The following is a 20808-nucleotide window of genomic DNA, read 5'->3' on the forward strand; positions in this document are numbered from 1 at the left end:
CTGGACGTTTTTTCTCCATGCTTATTGATTGCGAATGGTAATGATAGGTATTATCGTTTGCAACAAAATAATCATGTTATCTTCAATTAATCTGCAAGTTGTTTACAATTTGCCCTTTTACCGACAGCGAGAAGCCGATGAGCCATAAAGCCGCGATTACCATCACCTACTGTTCGCAGTGCAACTGGATGCTGCGCGCCAGCTGGATGGCACAGGAACTGCTGCACAGCTTTAGCACCGATATCGCTTCGGTCACGCTGGTTCCGGGAACCGGCGGGATCTTCGTGGTGGCCGTTGATGATGTGCAAATCTGGGAGCGCAAGCAGGATGGCGGTTTCCCCGACGCGGCGGAGCTCAAGCGCCGGGTGCGCGATGTGTGCTTCCCGGAAAAACCGCTGGGGCACGTGGATAAACCGGCATAATCCTCAGGGAGTATGGGGCTGCATCGCCCTCTCTGAATGTGTATTATGAATGCATCTTTATCGGGGGGAACAGGCGATGGCGGGCAAACGTATTGCGCGGGAAAAAAAGACCATTAGCAGCATGATTGCGCTCTACCAGCGCCGCTGCCCGGATGCCCGCGACGACGCTGAACACTATCAGGCGCTCAACGGCTATGCCGACAAGCGGCTGGATAAGTGCGTATTTGGCGAAGAAAAGCCCGCCTGCAAGCAGTGCCCGGTGCACTGCTATCAGCCCGCGAAACGCGAAGAGATGAAGCAGATTATGCGCTGGGCGGGGCCGCGGATGCTCTGGCGGCACCCGATCCTGACGATTCGCCACCTGATCGATGACAAACGCCCGGTGCCGGAGTTACCGGAAAAGTATCGGCCCAAAAAGCCGCAATAAACTCCCCGGCTCGCGCTGCGCTTAGCCGGGCTACAATTCGTGCGGTCTGTAGCCCGGGTAAGGCGTCAGCCGCGACCCGGGGCTTCGCCGGAACGAGCCGTGGTTTGACTATTGCGAACCGACGTCCAGCAATGAACTCCCCGGCTACAATTCGTGCGGTCTGTAGCCCGGGTAAGGCGTCAGCCGCGACCCGGGGCCTCGCCGGAACGGGCCGTGGTTTGACTATCGCGAACCGACGTGCAGCAATAAACTCCCCGGCTCGCGCTGCGCTTAGCCAGGCTACAATTCGTGCGGTCTGTAGCCCGGGTAAGGCGTCAGCCGCGACCCGGGGCTTCGCCGGAACGAGCCGTGGTCTGACTATCGCGAACCGACGTCCAGCAATAAACTCCCCGGCTCGCGCTGCGCTTAGCCGGGCTACAATTCGTGCGGTCTGTAGCCCGGGTAAGGCGTCAGCCGCGACCCGGGGCCTCGCCGGAACGGGCCGTGGTTTGACTATCGCGAACCGACGTGCAGCAATAAACTCCCCGGCTCGCGCTGCGCTTAGCCAGGCTACAATTCGTGCGGTCTGTAGCCCGGGTAAGGCGTCAGCCGCGACCCGGGGCTTCGCCGGAACGGGCTGTGGTTTGACTATCTCGAACCGACGTCCAGCAATAAACTCCCCGGCTCGCGCTGCGCTTAGCCGGGCTACAATTCGTGCGGTCTGTAGCCCGGGTAAGGCGTCAGCCGCGACCCGGGGTTTCGCCGGAACGGGCCGTGGTTTGACTATCGCGAACCGACGTGCAGCAATAAACTCCCCGGCTCGCGCTGCGCTTAGCCAGGCTACAATTCGTGCGGTCTGTAGCCCGGGTAAGGCGTCAGCCGCGACCCGGGGCTTCGCCGGAACGAGCCGTGGTTTGACTATCGCGAACCGACGTCCAGACAAACGCGATAACGAACAGGACGGTAAACAGCACCACAATGGTCGGCGCCGGGGCGCTGTCGAGATAAAACGACAGCCACACGCCGCCCAGCGAACAGCTTAACGCTATCGCCACCGCCAGCAGCAGGGCGCTGACAAAACGCCGCGTCAGCAGCAGAGCGATCGCCCCCGGCGCTATCAGCAGCGAAATCGACAAAATGATCCCCACCGCTTTCAGCGTCGCCACGATGGTCAGCGCAATCATGCATAGCAGCCCATAATGCAGCAGCCCGCAGCGCAATCCGCTGGCCTTCGCCTGCTGCGGATCAAAGGCGTGCAGCAGAAAATCACGCCACTTAAACCCGATTATCAGCGCAATCGCCAGCGCGATCAGCGACGTTTGCGCAATATCGCTGGCGGAAATACCCAGCATGTCGCCAAACAGAATATGATCGAGATGGACCTCCGACTGAATCGACACGTACAGCACCAGGCCCGCGCCAAACATCCCGGAAAATACGATGCCCATGATCGTATCGCGCTTAATGCGGCTGTTATCGTCGAGATAACCGGTGGCGATGGCGCAGAACAACCCGGCGATAAACGCGCCGATGGCGAAGGGGATACCGAGAATATACGCCACCACCACGCCCGGAAAAACCGCGTGGCTCATGGCATCGCCCATCAGCGCCCAGCCCTTGAGCACCAAAAACACCGACAGCAGCGCGCAGGGGACGGCAACGATCGCCGCCACCAGCATGGCGTTGACCATAAAGGAGAACTGGAAAGGTTCAATCAGCGCGCTCAGCATGAGGCCTCCCTGGCGCGGCGACGGCTGGCGAGCAGGCCGTGCTTCGGCGCGAAAACAAAAGCGGCTAAAAACAGCAGCGTCTGGGCGACGACGATAATCCCGCCGGTCGCCCCGTCCAGATAGTAGCTCAGCCACGCGCCGAAAAAGCTGGTCAGGCTGCCAATCGCGACGGCAATCGCCAGCAGGCGCGGGAAGCGGTCGGTCAACAGCCAGGCGGTGGCCCCGGGCGTCACCACCAGGCAAATCACCAGAAACGCGCCGACGGTCTGCAGCGCCGTCACGGTACAGGCCGCCAGCAGAGTAAAGAACAGCAGCTTCAGCGCGGTGGTATTCAGGCCAATGGAACGAGCGTGGTTCTCATCGAAAAAGGTCACCATCAGGTCTTTCCACTTCAGCAGCAGAATCGCCATCGAAATAGAGCCAATCGCCGCCAGCTGGATAATATCCTCCGGGGCGATGGCCAGAATATTGCCGAGAATAATGGTCTGGATATTCACCGAAGTGGGGTTCAGCGACACCATAAACAGGCCAATACCGAAAAAAGAGGAGAAGATCAGGCCGATAATCGCGTCTTCCTTCAGCTTCGAACGCTGGTTAAGAAACAGCATGCTGCCCGCCGCCAGGCCGCCGGAAAGAAACGCCCCCAGCGCGAAGGGCAGACCGAGCATATAAGCGCCCGCCACGCCGGGCACGATGGAGTGGGAGAGGGCGTCGCCAATCAGCGACCAGCCTTTAAGCATCAGGTAGCAGGAGAGAAACGCGCACACCCCGCCCACCAGCGCCGAGACCCACATCGCGTTCAGCATATAGTGATAACCAAACGGCTCCAGTAGCCAGCTCATCTTTCGCCTCCCGCCGCCCGACGGCTGATAAACGGCCGCTCATCGTCGGTGATAATCCGCTCTTCCGCGCCGCTCAGCACCACGTGGCGCAGCACGCCGCTAAACGCCAGTTCGAGGTTTTCGGCGGTAAAGGTGCTTTCCGTCGGGCCGCTGGCCAGCACGGTGCCTTTGACCATCACCGTGTAGTCGCAGAACTCGCTTACCGAGCCGAGGTTATGGGTGGAAACCAGCATGGTGCAGCCTTCGTCGCGCAGTTCCCGCAGCAGCTCGATGATGCGCGCTTCGGTCTGCACGTCGACGCCGGTAAAGGGTTCATCCAGCAGAATGACTTTTCCCTGCTGAGCGATAGCGCGGGCCAGAAACACGCGCTTTTTCTGCCCGCCGGAGAGTTCGCCGATCTGGCGGTGGCGGTACTCGCTCATGCCGACCCGCGCCAGGGCGGCGTCGACAATCTCATGGTCGCGCGGTTTGGCCCGCCGTAGCCAGCCCATATGGCCATAGCGCCCCATCATCACCACATCTTCCACCAGCACCGGGAAGGACCAGTCCACCTCTTCCGCCTGCGGAACGTAGGCGACGAGGTTCTGCCGCAGGGCGCGATTAACCGGCTGACCGAGAATCGCAATATCGCCTTTTCCGACGCGCACAAAGCCCATCAGCGCTTTAAACAGCGTCGATTTTCCCGAGCCGTTCACCCCGACCAGCGCCGCGATGGCGCTGCGCGGGACGCTAAAAGAAGCATCGCGCAGCGCGGTATGACCGTTGCGGTAGGTGACGCTGACATTGTTGACCGCGAGGCCCGGCAGCTCGTGACTCATGCCTGTTTCCTTAGTCCGTCGTTGATGCCCTGGACGATGGTTTGGGTGGTGACGCGCAGCAGGTCGAGATAGGTCGGCACCGGGCCATCGGCGGCGCTCAGAGAGTCGACGTACAGGACGCCGCCGTAGTGGCCGCCGGCTTCCCGGGCCACCTGACGCGCCGGTTTATCAGAGATGGTGCTTTCGCTAAAGATAGTCGGGATCCGCTCTTTCTTCATGGTGTCGATGGTTTTGCGCACCTGCTGCGGGGTGCCCTGCTGGTCGGCGTTTATCGGCCACAGATAGCGCTCCTGGAGGCCGTTATCGCGGGCCAGATAGGAGAACGCGCCCTCGCTGGTCACCAGCCAGCGCTTATCCTGCGGCAGCTTCGCCAGTTCCGCCTTCAGCGGCGCCATGGTCTGGCGGATCTTCTCTTTGTAGGCTTCGGCGTTGTGGCGATAGGCGTCGGCGTTCGCAGGATCGTATTTCACCAGCGCGTCGCGAATATTATCGACGTAGATCAGCGCATTGTCCGCCGACATCCACGCGTGCGGGTTGGGTTTGCCGTTATACGGCCCTTCGCTGATGCCCATCGGCTGAATGCCGTTGCTGACCACCACTTCCGGTACGCCGTTTAAGTGCTGATAAAAGCGGGCGAACCACAGTTCAAGGTTCAGGCCGTTGGCGAGGATCAGCTGTGCGCCCTGCGCGCGTTTGATATCCCCGGGGGTCGGCTGATATTCATGGATCTCGGCCCCCGGTTTGGTGATGGAGCTGACGTCGGCGGCGTTGCCCGCGACGTTTTGCGCCATATCGGCGATCACCGTGAAGGTGGTAATCACTTTAAATTTCTCTTTTGCCTGGACGGGGGCGACGGCCAGCAGCGCCAGCGTGGCGGCAAACATCAGATGCTTCAGGGGTGGCAGGTGCAGCATAAGGTCCCTCACAACGTTGCGGTTAATTAATCATCATTTATAGCCATTGCTATGTTATATAGCACAAGCTATTTATAAATGAAAATAATTCTTATTTAGATGTGAGGCGAATGATTAGCGTGCGAACCCGCGGCCGGAGAGGAAAAGGCCCGGCCACGCGGAAGGCCGGACGCTGAAATCAGGAGAGATCGGCCACCGACTGGCGGGGGATCAGGCGGCCCGCCAGCGTGCGCCCTTCGGGAGAGAAGGTGGGGCGCTCGTCAATCAGGTTGCGGATACGCTGCAGGCAGTTCTCCATCAGCTGCTCCAGCGGCCAGGAGATACAGGTCAGCGGCGGATTGAGCAGGGAGGCGAGGGGAGAATCTTCCAGGCTCAGCAGCGAGACCTCCTGCGGTACGGCAACGTTGAACTCGCGCAGCAGGCGCATCGCTTCGGCGGCGTAGCGGTCCCGTTTCACGATAATCACCGAGTATTTGCTGAAGCTATTAATCAGCGTCAGCAGCGCCTGTTCAACGTTATCGTTGGCCGCCAGCATCAGCTGCCGGTTAAAAGGGATGGAGTAGTTTTGCAGGACGTTGCGATAGCCTTCGAGCATCTGGCGGCTGGCGTCATCGCTGTCGTTATCAACGATCAGCGCGATATTGCGATGGCCCTTGCCGATCACGTAGCGGCAGGCGCTTTCGGTGGCAAAAGCGTAGTCGTAGCCCTGATTATTGACCCCGGCAATGCTGAAGCGGTCAAAGGAGATCACGTTGCGCGGCGCATCCGCCGGGACGGCGCCGAGCACCACCACCGCCACGCACTGGCGCTGTAAATCGTCGACGACCGCCGCCTGTTCCGCCGCATCCGTGACGTACTGAACAATCAGGTTTTTATTCAGCCCCTTCAGCGCTAGCGAGAGCATCGGCAGCAGGCGCGCGCCGCTGCTGTCATCGTTCGCCGGGATCACCAGCCCCACGTGATTGGATGTCTGACTGGCGAGGTTTTGCGCGGCAAAGCTCGGGCGGTAGTTAAGTTCCTCTACCGCGCGCAGCACCGCTTCCCGGCTCTCTTCGCGCACGCCCCGCGTGCCGGTCAGCACGCGGGATACCGTCGCTCGGGAGACATTCGCTAATCTTGAAACATCATCAATGGTTGGCATGGCATTTTCTGTCTGAATATTTTCGCCTAGCTTAGCATATCTGCTGAAAAAAGTGTCTACCGCCGACCGGCTTCAGCGTTGGCCAGAACCGGCAGCCAGGCCGCGCCGCGCACGCCGCTGGCGTCGCCGAAGCGGGCCTGTTTGATCTGCGTTCGGCAGCTGTCGGAAAAGAGATACGGGACAATCGCCGACGGCAGCTGCTCATAGATTTGCCCGACGTTGGAGAGCCCGCCGCCCAGTACAATCACCTGCGGATCGAGGATATTGATTACCGACGCCAGGCTACGGCCGAAAGCGTCAATAAAATGCCGCCAGTGGGCCAGCGCCTGCGGTTCGCCGTTTTGCGCGGCGGCGATAATCGCTTCCGCAGGCGCCTGCTCGCCGTAGCTGCGGGCAAAGCCGGTACCGGAGATAAAGCTTTCGATGCAGTTCTCTTTGCCGCAGTAGCAGGGCTGCGCCGGGCCGTCGCGCTCGGGGCGGTACTCCGGCAGGGGATTGTGTCCCCATTCGCCAGCGATGGCGTTAGGCCCGCCGAGCAGCCGTTGGTTCACCGCGATGCCGCCGCCGCAGCCGGTACCGATGATAACGCCGAATACGGTCGTTGCCCCCGCGCCCGCGCCGTCCACCGCCTCAGAGAGGGTGAAGCAGTCGGCATCGTTCGCCATCCATACCGGTTGACCAAGTTCCCGCATCAGGTCATGACGCAGGTCGTGGCCGTTGAGCACCAGACAGTTACAGTTTTTAATCAGGCCGCTTTGCGGGTCGATAGCCCCCGGCAGGCCGATGCCGAGAGTAAACGGCCGTTCGCTCCAGTCGCGGACGGTCGCAATCAGTCCGAGCAGCTGCTGCATAAACGCCTGATAGCTCTCTTTATGCGTCGGACGGCGCTGGCGATAGACGCATTCGCCCGCCGCGTTGAGCAGGACGGCTTCCATTTTGGTGCCGCCAATGTCTAAACCCAGATGTAGCATGGTTGTCCTTAATTGTGGTCGACGGTTTCCCGGGCCGCTACGCGTGTAGTTCAGGTAGCCCGGCTAAGCGCAGCGCGAGCCGGGAAGTCAGCCAGCCAGGTGACATGAGCATTTACCGTTTTCCCGGGTTGCGGCGTAAACGCCTTACCCGGGCTAGGTCATCTCCTCTCTCCTGGAGAGGGGGAACCCTACGCGTGCAGCGGTCGCGAGCGGTAAATGGCGATCAGTTCGCCGATCAGCTCTTTCGCCAGAATCGAGGTCATCAGATGATCCTGAGCGTGAACCATCACCAGAGTCATTTTGGTTTTACCCTCGCCTTCGTCGGCCTCAATCAGCTGGGTCTGTACCAAATGCGCCTCGCGGGCAAAATGCGCCGCTTCTTTCATTTTTTCGTCGGCGGCGGCGAAATCACCCGCTTTAGCGCAGCTCAGCGCTTCGTAACAGAGACTACGCGACTGCCCGGCGTTGATGATGATACCCATTACCTGTTCTTCTAATTCCATGACAAACCTCTGAATAGTATTAATTATGCGGACTGCGGCGCGCTTTCGGCCTGGGCCGCCGCGTTAGCGTGCTCCTGCTCCAGCAGCTGTTTTTCGTAGGCTTTGAGGAACGGCAGATACATCACCATCGCCGTCGCCATGCAAATCAGGCACATGATCACCGGGCTAAAGCTCCAGTTCGCCGCCCACGAGGCGCCGATAGGGGCCGGCGTCGTCCACGGCGTCATCGACACCACGCGGCTCACCAGGTCCAGCTTCAGCGCAAAGTAGGCCAGGGTTGCGTTGATCATCGGCACCAGCACGAACGGCAGGAAGAACAGCGGATTCATAATGATCGGCGCGCCGAACAGAATCGGTTCGTTGATGTTAAATACGCCCGGCACCACGCCCATCCGGCCAATCGTCCGCAGATGCACCGCCTTACTGCGCAGCAGCATCAAAGCCAGCGGCAGGGTGGAGCCGACGCCGCCGATCAGCAGATAGTGATCCCAGAAGCCCTGGACATAGATATGCGGGATCGCGGTGCCTGCGGCCATCGCCGCCTGGTTGATCGACAGGTTCGCCATCCAGAACGGATTCATAATCCCGGTGACGATCAGCGCCCCGTGAATGCCGGCAAACCACAGCACCTGGCACACCAGCACCGACAGCAGAATCGCCGGTAGAGTATCGGACGCCGCCACCAGCGGTTTCACCAGCGACATGATCGCTTCCGGGATGATCATGCCCAGCTGCGCTTCGATAAACAGATTCAGCGGATGCAGCGTCAGCACGATCGCCAGCACCGGGATCAGGATCTCAAACGAGCGCGCCACGCCCGCCGGCACTTCAGGCGGCAGACGGATCGTAATATTGTGGCGCTTGAGGAAGGCGTACAGCTCGGTAGAGTAAATCGCCACCAGAATTGCGGTGAAGATCCCCTGGCCGGAGAAGTAGGCGGTGGAGATCTGGCCATCTTTCAGCGGCGCGGCCACCAGCAGGAACGACATCAGGGACAGCATCCCGGCGGTCAGCGAGTCCAGATTGTGGTGTTTTGCCAGGCTGGCGGCGATCCCGACGGCGATAAACAGCGTCATCACCCCCATGCTGAAGTTAAACGGCAGCATCAGCGCATCTCGATGATCGAGAGAAAATTGCAGCCAGGCGCGGGCAAAGCCCCACGTCGTATCCGGGGAAAACGGCGGGAAGATAAAGACCAGCAAAAACGAGCCGACGATCATAAAGGGCAGGGCGGTAATAAAACCGTCGCGGATGGAGGTGACGTATTTTTGTTGGCCGATCGCCCCCGCCATAGGCGTGATCTTCTGTTCAATCACGGCGATCAGCTTCGCGTACAGAGAGCTCATGATCTTTCCTTAGTTTTTGTTATCGATAAGGGAAAGCGCGAAATCCAGTACGGCGCCGCCTTTCTGCATGCCGTAATCCATCATGTTGATGGGTTCCACGCGGATACCGTATTTATCAGCCTGCTTTTGCAGATCTTTCTGCATGTATTTCACCTGCGGCCCCAGCAGGACCACCTGGTAATGGCCGACCTGTTGATCGAATTCCGCGACGCCAAAGGCGTTGATCTCCACCGGCAGACCGCGCTGCTCGGCTTCGGCGATCATTTTTTTCACCAGCAGGCTGGTGGACATGCCCGCGGAACAGCACAACATTATCTTTTTCATATATCGCTCCTGATGAGATGGATGCGCCGACTATAGTCATAACGGATATAAAACGGAAAGCGCTTTCCGTTAGTGGATTTATTTATTGTGACCACGATCACCTATGGCGGGCTTTTACTTTACCCGGGAGTGCGCGATCATCCTGGCGACACCTCTATTCTTAAAGGCAGGATTATGAACATTCAGTTGATGAATGTTGCCGTCGATATCATCGAACAGCGGCTGGCGCCGCTGGCCAACGTTCTGACGCGCAATAACCACATTACGGCGATGCGCGACAGCTTTGCGCTGGCGATGCCGTTTGTGATTGTGGGAAGTTTGCTGGTGCCGATTTTGTTTCCGCCCGTTTCCATCAACGGCGCATCGGCTTTCGGCCAGTTCTATTTCCAGCTGCGGCCCATTCTGCTGCCAACCTTTGAATTGACTATCGGGCTGGTGGCGCTGATTGTGGCCTTCGGCGCCAGCGCCAGCCTTGCCAAGCAGTACCGACTGCCGGAGCGGCTCTGCGGGCTGACCGGCTGCCTGGCGTTTTTGCTGTTTATCGGCTTTCGCGACAACGGCGCGACCAATATTTTCCTCGGCGGAATGGGGATTTTTACCGCGCTGATTTCAAGCACTTACTCTATTGAAATCGTGCGCTTTTTCTATAAGAAAGGCTGGTGCATCCGCCTACCGGAAGAGGTGCCGGTGATGACCCGCAACGGCTTTCAGCTGCTGATCCCGCTGCTGGTGGTGATGCTCTCTATTAGCGTCATCAACGCGCTGCTGCTGCAGAGCACCGGGCGCATTTTACCGGAGCTGATTAGCGAAACGGTGCGGCCGCTGGTGGTGGCGTCCGATACCCTAACTGCGGTATTAATTTCTTTATTTATCTGCAACCTGCTTTGGTTTGTCGGCATTCACGGCGCGCTGATTATCACCGGGATTATGAACCCGTTCTGGATGACCTATCTGTTTGAAAACCAGCAGGCGCTGGCCGCCGGTTCCGCTACGCTGCCGCATATCTACCTGCAGGGATTCTGGGATTTCTACCTGCTGATCGGCGGCATCGGCTCGACGCTGCCGCTGGTTTTTATGGCGATGCGCAGCCGTTCGCGGCAGCTGAAAAGCGTGGGGAAAATTGGCCTGCTGCCCTCGCTGTTTAACATCAATGAGCCGATATTGTTCGGCTTTCCGATTATCATGAACCCGGTTTTCCTGCTGCCGTTTCTTTTTGTACCGCTGATAAACGCCTGTATCGCCTGGTATTTAACTCATCTTGGGGTTCTCGATCGGGCGGTGGCGATGCTGCCGTGGTCGATGCCGGCGCCGCTTGGCGCGGCGTGGTCAGCCAACGGCAGCTGGAAAAACCTCTGCATGTGCCTGTTCGCCATTTTTAATGCCTGGATGCTCTATCGTCCGTTCTTCAAGGTCTATGAACGGCAGCTCGCCGACGCCGAACGCTAAGCTTTTCGCCTGCCTGCCACAGCCCGCCGCGCGCGGGCTTTTTTATTTCCGCTTAAAAATGTGATCTAAATCACGAATATTTGCCCGCTATCGTTAAATTTGTGAACTCATCCGGCAATTACGGAAATCGCTTTCCGCTAACGGATGTACATTTCCAATTTTGATCCGTAAATTTCCTCCCGTTCTCAGGCAGTGTTAATAAAAAAATAACCAAGGATAAAAAATGATCAGGCTAAATCATTCAATACCTCTGTCTTTACTCGCCCTCGCGGTGATGAGCGACTGCGCCACCGCCGATCCGAAGTACGATTTTATGCTCCACGGCTATATCCGTTCGGGGATCCTCGCCAACGCCGACGGTAACCGCGCCGACTCCGTTGGCCTGATGCCGGACGGCAAGTGGCGTCTGGGCAACGAAGAGGACACCAAGATCGAACTGATCCCGACGGTGACGTTAACCTCGGACAGCGGCGTGGTGGCTAAAGTCCAGGCCAACATTACCCATCAGTCGAAATGCACCTCAGACTGGAACTGTCAGGATGACGACGGGCATGATGTGCAGTTCCGTGAAGGTTTTGCCGAACTGTCAAATCTCGACTTCGCCCCGGAAATGACCTTCTGGGCCGGTAAGCGCTACAGCAGCTCCAACACCTCCAGCCACCAGTTCGACTGGGAGTACATTCAGTACAACGGTACCGGCGGCGGCTTCGACAACATGGATCTCGGCTTCGCGCGCTTCGATGCCGGGGTTTACGCCTTCTCGCCGACGGATGAAACCAAAGCCTACCCGGTCGACAAAGGCGATCAGGGCTATCCGGATGACTACTCGCTCAACCTGTGGCTGAAAAAGATCGGCGGCACCGGCTTCGATCTTGAGCTGATTGGCCACCACATGAACCGCAACGAGAAGCACCCGACCTCGGCGGAGAAGGGCTACGGCGTAACCGGCGTTTACAACTTTGACGGCTTTTACGGCCTGACCGGCGGCTACTCTCGCGTGGTCTTCCAGTACGGGCGCGGCCTGGCGGCGGGAGACTCGCTGGGTAAAAACGGCTGGGGCTGGGCAAACCTCGACGATACCCAGTCCTGGCGCGTGGTGCTGGATAACATGGCCTCGCTAGGCGACTGGGAAATCTCCACGTTCGCCTACTATCAGAAAGACAAAAACTACCGCTGGTGGACGGAAGACGCCGAAGGCTGGGGGCGCACCAGCTGGGTGGCGGGGATCCGCCCGTACCAGCAGATCACCAAAAACTTCGCCATGCAGTACGAGCTGGGCTACGAATATCTCGACGATAAAAACTATAAAGGCGTGGACGGCAAAGGCAAAGGCGGCCTGACTAAAGTGACCATCGCGCCGACCCTGACCTTTGATTCCGGCTTCTGGACGCGCCCGCAGCTGCGCTTCTTCGTCACTTACGCGAAGTGGGATAAGGGGGTGTCCGACGCGCTGGACGGCAACTACGACTGGAGCACCAATACCCTTTCCGCCGGTAGCTACTCGCGCAGCGGCGACACCGATACGCTGAACTTCGGCGTGCAGGCCGAAGTCTGGTTCTAAGGAGAGATACGATGATTAAGCCGGTGAAAAAACTGATGCTCGTCGCGCTGCTTTCGGCGCTGGGAAGCGCAGGCGCGATGGCCGCGGAGCAGTCGCACTTTGAACACTTTATTACCCGCGACGGCGCAACGTTAAAAGATGGCGACAAGGTGTTCCGCTTTGCGGGCATTCATGCGCCGGAGCTGCACCGTATCGAGGACGATGCGCGCGGTACCTGCAAGGCCGACTCGCGCGGCTGGGGGCAATACTTCCGCTGGCCGACGGCGGAGGAACAGGAAAACTGGATTAAAGCGCTCGTGCAAACCGGCGCCAGGGCGCAGCGGGTATACGTACTCTCGGTGCAGCAGACGTTTGACGAGGCCTGCGGTCGCGAAACCCATATTCTGGCTCCGGAAACCGCCGACGGCATGCCGCGCCTGAACGAAAAGGCGATGCGGGTGTACGACAACATGATCGCCGAGGCGGACAAACAGGGGCTGCGCCTGATTCTGCCGTTTATCGATCACTGGTGGTGGTGGGGCGGTCGCGAGCAGCTGGCGGCGTTCTACCACGAAAAGCCGGAGGATTTTTACCGTACCGACAGTAAAACCTTCAAGGCCTATCTTGATGTGATTCGTCAGGTTATCACCCGTACCAACAGCGTGACCGGGCGCCCTTACTATGACGAAAAAGCGATTATGGCCTGGGAGACCGGCAACGAGCTGGAGGACACCAACGCGGCGTTCCTTCAGCAGACCGCCGCGTGGATCAAAAAGTGGGCGCCGCACCAGCTGGTGGTGGATGGTACCTATAAGAAAATTAATGCGTTTGCGCTTAACGATCCCCATGTCGATATCGTCAGCAACCATTACTACACCAATGCCGATAACAACCATCCCGAACAGGTGAAAAAAGACCTGACGGCGGCAGCGGGTAAGAAAGTCTACATGGTGGGCGAATTTGGCCTGCTGGACGCGCAGCAGCTTAACGCCATTATGCAGTCGATCGTCCATAGCGAAGTCAACGGCGCGCAGGCGGCGGGCGGTTTAATCTGGGGCTTCCGCGGTCATCGTCACGACGGCGGCTTCTACTGGCACAAAGAGTCCACCGGCCACTACAGCTACCATCTGCCGGGCTTCCCGGTCGAAGGTAAGGCCAACCAGGAGATGGAGGTGGTCGACCTGGTGCGCACCGCCGCCGCGCAGATGAACGGGCAGGAGAAAGCGCCGCCGCTGCCGAAACCTGACGCGCCGACGCTGCGGCCGACGGATTCACCGTTTGCGATCAACTGGCTGGGGGCGGCGGTAGGGCGCGCCTATGATGTTGAGCGCGCTGATTCGCCATCCGGGCCGTGGAAGGTCGTGGGGCGCGACATTTCCGACGGCGTTAACGAGTGGAACCCGCAGACGATGGATCTGTTCCGCGATGACTATCGCAGTCTGCGGCTGGGGAATACGTACTATTACCGCGTCATCGCTAAAAACGAGAGCGGCAGTTCATCGCCTTCGAACGTGATTAGCGTGAAGCATACTCAGGCGAATCAGGCGCCGGTAGTGGCGCTGGCGGAGACGCTCACCACCAGCCAGGACCAGGGCGTGCAGCTCAGCGCGAGCTGGCGCGATGACGCCCTCCCGGACCGAAACGTGACGGTGAGCTGGAGCAACGGCGGCAGCGCGCAGGCCCACTTCTGCGCGACGGATAAAGCCGAAACCCGCGCCTGGTTCAGCGCCCCCGGTGAATACGCGCTGACTTTTAGCGCCGATGACGGCCTGCTCAAAAGCAGCAAAACCGTTAAGGTCACGGTGACGGAAGCCGTCGGTAAAGTCCCCGCCGACTACTGCCGTTTTGGCGGCGGGGTATTGAACGTGACCGATGGCAAGATTGCGGCGGCGAAAAGCGAAAAAGACGCGCTGGCGATTGGCGACGACGGCTTCCTCGGGCCGTTCGCCAACGACGGGGATAAGGTCAGCTGGCAGGTTTCCGCGCCGTGGGCCGGCAAGTATCAGCTGCGGGTGACGTTCAGCGGCAAATGGGGCGGCAAGAAAAACTCGTTTATCGTCAACGACGGCGCGCCAATCGCGGTTGAATTCCCGCAGACCGATGAGCAGGGCCAGCAGCTGCTGGTGCCGGTTGAGCTGAAGGCCGGCGATAACCGCATCGACTTCGGTAAATTCGCCGGCGACTGGGGCTACATGTTTATCAAATCGATTGAAGTGGTTGCAGAGTAGTGCTTATTGGCTGCGCCCGTTGGGTGCGGCCTTTTTTAACTTACAGGAGGCGTTATGACCCGGTATCAGTTTCCGGAAGGCTTTTTATGGGGCGCGGCGGCATCCGGTCCGCAAACGGAAGGGATAAGCAACAAGCCGCACCGTTCTATTTGGGATAGCTGGTTTGCCGAACAGCCGGAACGTTTTTATCAGCAGATTGGGCCGCAAACCGTTTGCGACACCTATCATCAGTATCCCCAGGACGTGGCGTTGATGAAGCGGACCGGGTTCAACTCCTTCCGCACGTCGATTCAGTGGTCGCGGCTGATTGACGACTTCGAAACCGGCGCGCCCAATGCGGACGCGGTGCGTTTCTATCATGCCTACCTTGATGAGATGATTGAAAACGGCATCGAGCCGATGATCAACCTCTATCATTTTGACATGCCGGAAGCGCTGCAAAAGCAGTACGGCGGCTTTGAGTCGGCGCACGTGACCGATCTCTTCGCGCGTTTTGCCCGTACCGCTTTTGAGCTATTCGGTCACAAGGTGAAATACTGGATTACCTTCAACGAGCCGATTGTGCCGGTTGAGGGCGGCTACCTGTACGACTTCCACTATCCCTGCAAGAAAGACGGCAGGCTGGCGGCGCAGGTGGCGTTTAACATTATGCTGGCCCACGCCAAAGCGGTGCGCGAGTTTCGCGCGCTGGCGCTGGAAAGCGAGATTGGCGTGGTGCTGAATCTGACGCCGTCCTATACCCGCAACGACAGCGCGGAAGACCAAAAAGCGGCGTGGTATGCGGATCTGTTCTTCAACCGCAGCTTCCTCGATCCGCTGGTGAAGCATCAGTTCCCGAAAGCGCTGTGCGAAATTCTGGCCGCACACCACTGCCTGCCGGAGGTGACAAAAGCCGACGTGGAGCTGATTACCGGATCGCGCGTCGATTTTCTCGGCGTTAACTATTACGTTCCGCGGCGGGTGAAGGCGCGCGAAAGCGACTATACGCTGGACTATTTCACCCCGGAGTTCTATTTCGAAAACTACGTGAATCCGCAAGGGCGCTTTAATCCTTATCGCGATAATAATGAGATTCTGCCGCAGGCGATTTATGACATTGCCGCCAATATTCGCGATAACTACGGCAATATAAAGTGGTTCCTCGCGGAAATCGGTATTGCGATGGATATTGAGTCGGAAGGCGAACCCGGCGCAGACGGGGTGATTGACGATTCGTTCCGTATCGGCCTGATGGAAGAGCATCTGGTGCAGCTGCATCGCGCGATAGCCGACGGCGCGAACTGCTTTGGCGTGCATCAGTGGACCTTTATCGATAACTGGTCGTGGATTAACTCGTTCAAGCGCCGCTACGGTTTCTGGCGGCTCGACCTGCAAACCGGAGAGCGGCAGATAAAGCGCAACGCGCTGTGGTTTGCCGAACTGGCGACCAGCAACGGCTTCAGTTCTGATAAATAGCTCGGCAAAATCCCCCGGAGGCGGCGCTTGACGCGCCTGTCCGGGCTACCAAACCGCACGAACTTGTAGCCGGCCAGATGCGCAGCATCGCCTCCGGGAAACCGTACCTACCGGGGCTTCGAGGTCCCCGCCGTCTGTGGACAGGTAGCCCGGCTAAGGCGTCAGCCGCGAGCCGGGGATTACCGGCGCTATTTTTTCATTTCCGCCAGCGAGGCTATCCAGTTCATCGCCAGCTGCGGCCACTCGGCGGCGGGCAGGTCTCGGGTCCCGCGAATGCCAAATCCGTGTTTCCCCTCGGCGAACAGATGCAGCTCGGTCGGCACCTGCTGCGCGCGCAGGGCGTTAAACATCACCAGCGCGTTATCCACCGGTACGGAAGGATCGTCCACCGCGTGGAAAATAAAGGTCGGCGGCGTTTGCGGCGTGACGTTCTGCTCCGGTGAATAGCGGTGCTGCCGCTCTGCCGTCGGCGTTTCGCCAATCAATGCCTTGCGCGATCCGGGATGGGCAATCGCCGGATCCATGGAAATAACCGGATAGCCGAGCACCGCGAAGTCCGGCCGCGCGCTCTGCTGGTCAACCGCGTCCACGGCGGCGTAAGCCGGTTCGCTATAGCGTGTCTCCAGGCTTGCCGCCACGTGTCCCCCGGCGGAAAAGCCCATAATGCCGATTTTTTGCGGGTCGATATGCCACTCGGCGGCCCGCGCCCGCAGGGTACGCAGCGCGCGCTGCGCATCGGCCAACGGCGCCTCGCTGCCTTCCGCGTGACCGTCCGCCGGCATCCGATAGGTCATCACAAACAGGGTATAGCCCCGGGCGTTAAATACCGGGGCGAGATCGCTGCCCTCTTTATCCAATACCACTCGCTGGTAAGAGCCGCCCGGCGTCACCAGCAGCGCGATACCGTTGGGCTTCTCTGGCGCGTAAACGGTAATTGTCGGAGCGCGAACGCCGGTGACCGCGCGATCGGGCAGCGAGGGGTCTTTGCTGCGCTCCACCAGCGATTCGCTCGCCGGGCTGTTTTTGGCGCCGGGCGCTTCACCGCCGGGCCAGACGGAAAAGGTGGGAAGAGAGGAAAATGCAGCCTGAGAAGCCAAAAGCAAAGCGATGGCGGCGGCCAGAGGTAAACGCGTCATAAGCATCTCCATTAAGGAAAAGGCTTATTTATCATTCATCAGGAACGGGTAAAGCGAGTTGTCTCACAGAACGCTGTTTCATTAAAATCAAAATGAAACAGCGTTCTGAAGATGTGCCTACTGCAGCTGGTCTTTATTAATACCCAACCGTTTCATGCGCGAAAGCAGCGTCGTGCGCTTTAATCCCAGACGCTGGGCCGCGCCCTTCGGTCCGGCGACCACGCCGTTGCTCTCTTTCAGCACCCGGACAATCAGCTGGTATTCGTCTTCCCCTTCCTCCGGCAGCACTTCCGCCGCCAGCGGCTCCGTCTCGATACTCATTTCCGGTAAGGAGAGCTGCAGCACGCTGCCGCGGGTCAGCAGCACCGCGCGCTCAATGACGTTCTCCAGTTCGCGCACGTTACCCGGCCACTCCATGCGGCTGAGCAGGCGCAGCGTTTCCGCCGGAATGCTATCAATGTTGCGCCCGAGACGGCGGGCAATTTTAAAAGTGAAGGCCTTCACCAGCAGGGGAATATCCTCCGGCCGCTCGCGCAGGGGAGGCAGGTGGATCGGGAAGACGTTCAGCCGATAGTAGAGATCGCTGCGAAACTCGCGATCGGCGACCATTTGCTTAAGATCGCGGTTGGTGGCGGCGATCAGGCGCACGTCGGTGTGAATCAGCTTATTGCTGCCGAGACGCTCGAACTCCTGCTCCTGCAACACGCGCAGCAGTTTCGGCTGTAGTTCAATCGGCATGTCGCCCACTTCATCGAGAAACAGCGAGCTTTTGTCCGCCAGTTCGAAACGGCCGATACGCTGGGCGCTGGCGCCGGTGAAGGCGCCGCGCTCGTGGCCAAACAGGTCGCTTTCCAGCAGCCCGGCGGGCATCGCCGCGCAGTTCATTTTGACCATCCGGCGGCTATTGCGGCCGCTCAGATTATGAATAGCGCGGGCAATCAGCTCCTTACCGGTGCCGGTTTCGCCGAGGATTAGCACCGTGCTGTCGCTCTGCGCCACCATCTCCACCTGCTTGAGCACGTTGTTCATGGCCTCGCTGCGGCCGATGATTTCGCCAAACTCGCTCTCGACGTTGTTAAGCTGTTCGGTCAGGGCGAGGTTCTCATCGACCAGCCGCTCTTTCAGCCGCTGAATCTCGCGGTAGGCGAGGGCGTTGTCGATGGCGATCGAGACGCGCTCGGCGATTTGCCGCAGCAGCTTGAGGTTGGTGGTGGTGAAGACTTTCTCATCGCACTGCGCCAGCTTCAGCACCCCAAGCAGGGTATTGCCGGACATCAACGGCAGCAGGCACAGGGTCTGAATTTTGTTATCCCACATCTCGAAAAGCATTTTTTCGTACGGCGCCAGCGGGTCGTGCTGATGCAGGTTGAGCAGCAGCATCTCTTTGCTTTTGAATACCCGTTCGGTCAGGGTACCGGCTTCGTCCACTTCGCTCTGGTCGTGCACCGGGTGGCTGGCGTCGAGGTAGTGGGTGGAGTAGATATTGAGCTTGCCTTTGCGGTTGCTGCGCAGTACCACGCTGATGGCGTCGATGCGGAAGTAGCGGTGGATCTCTTTGGCCACTTCGCTGACCAGTTCGTCGATATCCAGCCGCGAGAGTACCGCGTTGGTGATCGCCACCAGGATGCGGAAGTTGTCGCGTTCCCGGCACAGCAGGTCGTAATCAACGTTGTTGCTGACCCGGCTTTGGATCTGTTCGGTCACCACGGCAACGATTTGCGTAAAGGTGTGCAGCCGCTGGTACTCTTTTTCGGTCCACGGCCGGTTGTCGTCGCGAATAAATTCGCAGCCGCCGAAAATACGCCCTTCCGCCGCCAGCGGCAGCAGGCAGTAATAGCCAAAGCTGGGGTAGAGTCCGCTTACGGCGAGCTGCGGCCAGGTTTCGGCAAAGGTGGCGCTATCGCAATGCAGCGCATCCGGGCGCGAGAGCAGGCGTCGAACCGGGCCGTTGGCGAGGACGGTTTCATCCTCGTAGCTCACCGGCTGTCCCGCGTCGTCGCAGGCGTGCCGGACGGCGCGATGGTTGCCGGAATGCCACAGAATAATCGCCGCCCGGTCGGCGAGCGCGGACTGCTGCACCAGGCCGGTCAGCGTCTCGCTCAGCGCGGCCAGATCCGGCTGCTGTAATAAAATGCGGGTGATATCAAACAGACCCTGCTGCCCAAGATCGCCCATCGGTGTATACGACATTGCTTAAGTCCAAAAGCGCCGCAAAGCGGCGCAGAAGAAAGTGATGACACAAATAATAGTCTGTTAATAAAGCGGTTGTGACCGCCATTAACCCATCCGTGGGTGCCCGCTGGTTTGGGCTGGATAATCATGCTGGCTTTTCCCGGCTCGCGCTGCGCTTAGCCGGGCTACAGGTGCGCGCAGTGTTGTAGCCCGGATAAGGCGTTAGCCGCAATCCGGGGGCCCGCACCGTTAACAAATTCTCGGCAGCGGCTCGGCGTGAGGAAGATCCAGCGTGCGCTTCACGCCGTACAGACCAACAGAGCGCACGCCCGCGCGCGGCACAACCTCGCCGATTATCGCCGCATCGCGGCCTAATGGATGAGACCGTAAATGCGCAAGTACGCTTTCCGCCGCCTCGCGGGCAACGGCGATCAGCAGCTTGCCCTCGTTGGCGAAATTAAGCGCGTCCAGCCCCAGCAGCTCGCATACGCCGCGCACGGTATCGTTCACCGGCAGCTTATTCTCGTGCAGTTCAATCCCGCAGCCGCTGGCGGCGGCGAATTCATGGGCTACCGCGTTAACGCCGCCGCGGGTGGCATCGCGCAGGGCTTTCACGCCAGCAACGTCGCGCAGCGTCTGAATCAAGGGCGTCAGCACCGCGCAGTCGCTGGACAGCGCGCCGTCAAGCCCCATCTGTTCGCGCAGGTTGAGGATCGTTGCCCCGTGATCGCCAAGCGTGCCGCTGACCAGCAGCACGTCTCCCGCGCTAATCTGCTGCGCCCCCCAGCGAATACCGGTAGGGATAACGCCGATCCCGGCGGTATTGATAAACAGCTTATCCGCCGCCCCGCGCGGCACCACTTTGGTATCGCCGGTGACAATGGCGATGCCGGCCTCCCGCGCGGTCTGCGCCATGCTGTTCACCACCGCTTCGAGGGTGGCCATCTCCAGCCCCTCTTCGAGAATAAACCCGCACGAGAGATAGCGCGGCAGCGCGCCGCTCACAGCCACATCGTTGGCCGTGCCGCAGACCGCCAGCTTGCCGATGTTGCCGCCTGGGAAAAACAGCGGATCGATGACGTAGCTGTCGGTGGAGAAGGCGAGCCTGTCGCCCTGCGCGCTAAGCTGGGCGAGATCGAGACGCGCCTGATCTTCCTGCTCCGCCAGCCAGGGGTTGGCGAAAGCCTGCATAAACAGGTCGCCGATCAGCTGCTGCATCGCCTGACCGCCGCTACCGTGGGCTAACTGAACGCTTTTCATGCTTCGATTTCCTGACTGCGATATTGATACCAGGCGGCGCAGGCGCCTTCCGATGAGACCATCAGCGCGCCGAATGCGCTCTGCGGGTTGCAGGTATTGCCGAATAGCGGGCACTGGTGCGGTTTGCAGCGGCCGGTCAGCACCTCGCCGCAGC

At 59.5% G+C, this 20808-nt stretch carries 18 protein-coding genes and 1 pseudogene; 6 read left to right on the forward strand and 13 right to left on the reverse strand.

Annotated features, from left to right (window positions below):
- Positions 1 to 137: 137 nt before the first annotated feature.
- Positions 138 to 422 (forward strand): Rdx family protein, encoded by a 285-nt coding sequence (locus CDA56_RS26675; protein ID WP_004853555.1) that lies wholly within the window; start codon positions 138 to 140, stop codon positions 420 to 422.
- 76 nt (positions 423 to 498) lie between these two features.
- Complete coding sequence (locus CDA56_RS26680; protein WP_014226548.1) at positions 499 to 849, forward strand: nitrous oxide-stimulated promoter family protein; 351 nt, start codon at positions 499 to 501, stop codon at positions 847 to 849.
- A gap of 854 nt (positions 850 to 1703) precedes the next feature.
- Here CDA56_RS26680 and sitD read toward each other — a convergent pair.
- The 9 genes from sitD to CDA56_RS26725 all read right to left on the reverse strand — a co-directional run bounded on the left by sitD (position 1704) and on the right by CDA56_RS26725 (position 9417).
- Positions 1704 to 2558, reverse strand: a complete 855-nt coding sequence (gene sitD, locus CDA56_RS26685; protein WP_049083791.1) for an iron/manganese ABC transporter permease subunit SitD — start codon at positions 2556 to 2558, stop codon at positions 1704 to 1706.
- Complete coding sequence (gene sitC / locus CDA56_RS26690; RefSeq protein ID WP_103813832.1) at positions 2552 to 3400, reverse strand: iron/manganese ABC transporter permease subunit SitC; 849 nt, start codon at positions 3398 to 3400, stop codon at positions 2552 to 2554. Before sitC ends, sitD begins: the two co-directional genes overlap by 7 nt.
- A complete protein-coding gene (locus CDA56_RS26695) occupies positions 3397 to 4218 on the reverse strand; it encodes a manganese/iron ABC transporter ATP-binding protein (RefSeq protein ID WP_014226545.1) in 822 nt (273 codons plus the stop codon). The genes sitC and CDA56_RS26695 overlap by 4 nt, the downstream gene beginning before the upstream one ends.
- Complete coding sequence (locus CDA56_RS26700; protein WP_103813830.1) at positions 4215 to 5132, reverse strand: metal ABC transporter substrate-binding protein; 918 nt, start codon at positions 5130 to 5132, stop codon at positions 4215 to 4217. The genes CDA56_RS26695 and CDA56_RS26700 overlap by 4 nt, the downstream gene beginning before the upstream one ends.
- Positions 5133 to 5310: 178 nt before the next feature.
- Entirely contained in the window at positions 5311 to 6273 is a 963-nt protein-coding gene (locus CDA56_RS26705) for a LacI family DNA-binding transcriptional regulator (RefSeq protein ID WP_025106458.1), read from the reverse strand.
- A 56-nt stretch (positions 6274 to 6329) separates the two neighbouring features.
- Entirely contained in the window at positions 6330 to 7244 is a 915-nt protein-coding gene (locus tag CDA56_RS26710; protein ID WP_102803929.1) for an ROK family protein, read from the reverse strand.
- Positions 7245 to 7432: 188 nt separating this feature from the next.
- Positions 7433 to 7747 (reverse strand): PTS lactose/cellobiose transporter subunit IIA, encoded by a 315-nt coding sequence (locus CDA56_RS26715; protein ID WP_014226542.1) that lies wholly within the window; start codon positions 7745 to 7747, stop codon positions 7433 to 7435.
- A gap of 23 nt (positions 7748 to 7770) precedes the next feature.
- Complete coding sequence (locus CDA56_RS26720; protein WP_004134311.1) at positions 7771 to 9093, reverse strand: PTS cellobiose transporter subunit IIC; 1323 nt, start codon at positions 9091 to 9093, stop codon at positions 7771 to 7773.
- A gap of 9 nt (positions 9094 to 9102) precedes the next feature.
- The gene (locus CDA56_RS26725; RefSeq protein ID WP_004104871.1) at positions 9103 to 9417 is read right to left on the reverse strand and encodes a PTS sugar transporter subunit IIB; all 315 of its coding nucleotides are present in this window, start codon (positions 9415 to 9417) and stop codon (positions 9103 to 9105) included.
- A gap of 174 nt (positions 9418 to 9591) precedes the next feature.
- Between CDA56_RS26725 and CDA56_RS26730 the strand changes: the two genes are divergently transcribed.
- The 4 genes from CDA56_RS26730 to CDA56_RS26745 all read left to right on the forward strand — a co-directional run bounded on the left by CDA56_RS26730 (position 9592) and on the right by CDA56_RS26745 (position 16086).
- Entirely contained in the window at positions 9592 to 10863 is a 1272-nt protein-coding gene (locus CDA56_RS26730) for a PTS sugar transporter subunit IIC (protein WP_064375650.1), read from the forward strand.
- Positions 10864 to 11086: 223 nt separating this feature from the next.
- The gene (locus tag CDA56_RS26735) at positions 11087 to 12424 is read left to right on the forward strand and encodes a maltoporin (protein WP_049101999.1); all 1338 of its coding nucleotides are present in this window, start codon (positions 11087 to 11089) and stop codon (positions 12422 to 12424) included.
- A 14-nt stretch (positions 12425 to 12438) separates the two neighbouring features.
- A complete protein-coding gene (locus tag CDA56_RS26740) occupies positions 12439 to 14631 on the forward strand; it encodes a CBM35 domain-containing protein (RefSeq protein ID WP_162140817.1) in 2193 nt (730 codons plus the stop codon).
- A 54-nt stretch (positions 14632 to 14685) separates the two neighbouring features.
- Positions 14686 to 16086: a glycoside hydrolase family 1 protein gene (locus tag CDA56_RS26745; RefSeq protein WP_025106462.1), complete on the forward strand. Its 1401-nt coding sequence runs from the start codon at positions 14686 to 14688 to the stop codon at positions 16084 to 16086.
- 188 nt (positions 16087 to 16274) lie between these two features.
- Here CDA56_RS26745 and CDA56_RS26750 read toward each other — a convergent pair whose 3' ends face one another.
- The 4 genes and pseudogenes from CDA56_RS26750 to CDA56_RS26765 form a co-directional block, all read right to left on the reverse strand.
- Complete coding sequence (locus tag CDA56_RS26750) at positions 16275 to 17222, reverse strand: alpha/beta hydrolase (RefSeq protein ID WP_064379482.1); 948 nt, start codon at positions 17220 to 17222, stop codon at positions 16275 to 16277.
- 117 nt (positions 17223 to 17339) lie between these two features.
- Entirely contained in the window at positions 17340 to 19412 is a 2073-nt protein-coding gene (flhA, locus tag CDA56_RS26755) for a formate hydrogenlyase transcriptional activator FlhA (protein ID WP_064358914.1), read from the reverse strand.
- Positions 19413 to 19643: 231 nt separating this feature from the next.
- Entirely contained in the window at positions 19644 to 20654 is a 1011-nt protein-coding gene (gene hypE / locus CDA56_RS26760; protein WP_014839322.1) for a hydrogenase expression/formation protein HypE, read from the reverse strand.
- Positions 20651 to 20808, reverse strand: a pseudogene (locus CDA56_RS26765) (hydrogenase formation protein HypD); the annotation flags it as partial. The pseudogene CDA56_RS26765 and the gene hypE, both read right to left, overlap by 4 nt.

The sequence above is a fragment of the Klebsiella michiganensis genome, assembly GCF_002925905.1.
Lineage (GTDB): Bacteria > Pseudomonadota > Gammaproteobacteria > Enterobacterales > Enterobacteriaceae > Klebsiella > Klebsiella michiganensis.

Coding starts and splice junctions, on each gene's coding strand:
- CDA56_RS26675 (WP_004853555.1), top strand. CDS start 138: ATGAGCCATAAAGCCGCGATTACCATCACCTACTGTTCGCAGTGCAAC.
- CDA56_RS26680 (WP_014226548.1), top strand. CDS start 499: ATGGCGGGCAAACGTATTGCGCGGGAAAAAAAGACCATTAGCAGCATG.
- sitD (WP_049083791.1), bottom strand. CDS start 2,558: ATGCTGAGCGCGCTGATTGAACCTTTCCAGTTCTCCTTTATGGTCAAC.
- sitC (WP_103813832.1), bottom strand. CDS start 3,400: ATGAGCTGGCTACTGGAGCCGTTTGGTTATCACTATATGCTGAACGCG.
- CDA56_RS26695 (WP_014226545.1), bottom strand. CDS start 4,218: ATGAGTCACGAGCTGCCGGGCCTCGCGGTCAACAATGTCAGCGTCACC.
- CDA56_RS26700 (WP_103813830.1), bottom strand. CDS start 5,132: ATGCTGCACCTGCCACCCCTGAAGCATCTGATGTTTGCCGCCACGCTG.
- CDA56_RS26705 (WP_025106458.1), bottom strand. CDS start 6,273: ATGCCAACCATTGATGATGTTTCAAGATTAGCGAATGTCTCCCGAGCG.
- CDA56_RS26710 (WP_102803929.1), bottom strand. CDS start 7,244: ATGCTACATCTGGGTTTAGACATTGGCGGCACCAAAATGGAAGCCGTC.
- CDA56_RS26715 (WP_014226542.1), bottom strand. CDS start 7,747: ATGGAATTAGAAGAACAGGTAATGGGTATCATCATCAACGCCGGGCAG.
- CDA56_RS26720 (WP_004134311.1), bottom strand. CDS start 9,093: ATGAGCTCTCTGTACGCGAAGCTGATCGCCGTGATTGAACAGAAGATC.
- CDA56_RS26725 (WP_004104871.1), bottom strand. CDS start 9,417: ATGAAAAAGATAATGTTGTGCTGTTCCGCGGGCATGTCCACCAGCCTG.
- CDA56_RS26730 (WP_064375650.1), top strand. CDS start 9,592: ATGAACATTCAGTTGATGAATGTTGCCGTCGATATCATCGAACAGCGG.
- CDA56_RS26735 (WP_049101999.1), top strand. CDS start 11,087: ATGATCAGGCTAAATCATTCAATACCTCTGTCTTTACTCGCCCTCGCG.
- CDA56_RS26745 (WP_025106462.1), top strand. CDS start 14,686: ATGACCCGGTATCAGTTTCCGGAAGGCTTTTTATGGGGCGCGGCGGCA.
- CDA56_RS26750 (WP_064379482.1), bottom strand. CDS start 17,222: ATGACGCGTTTACCTCTGGCCGCCGCCATCGCTTTGCTTTTGGCTTCT.
- flhA (WP_064358914.1), bottom strand. CDS start 19,412: ATGTCGTATACACCGATGGGCGATCTTGGGCAGCAGGGTCTGTTTGAT.
- hypE (WP_014839322.1), bottom strand. CDS start 20,654: ATGAAAAGCGTTCAGTTAGCCCACGGTAGCGGCGGTCAGGCGATGCAG.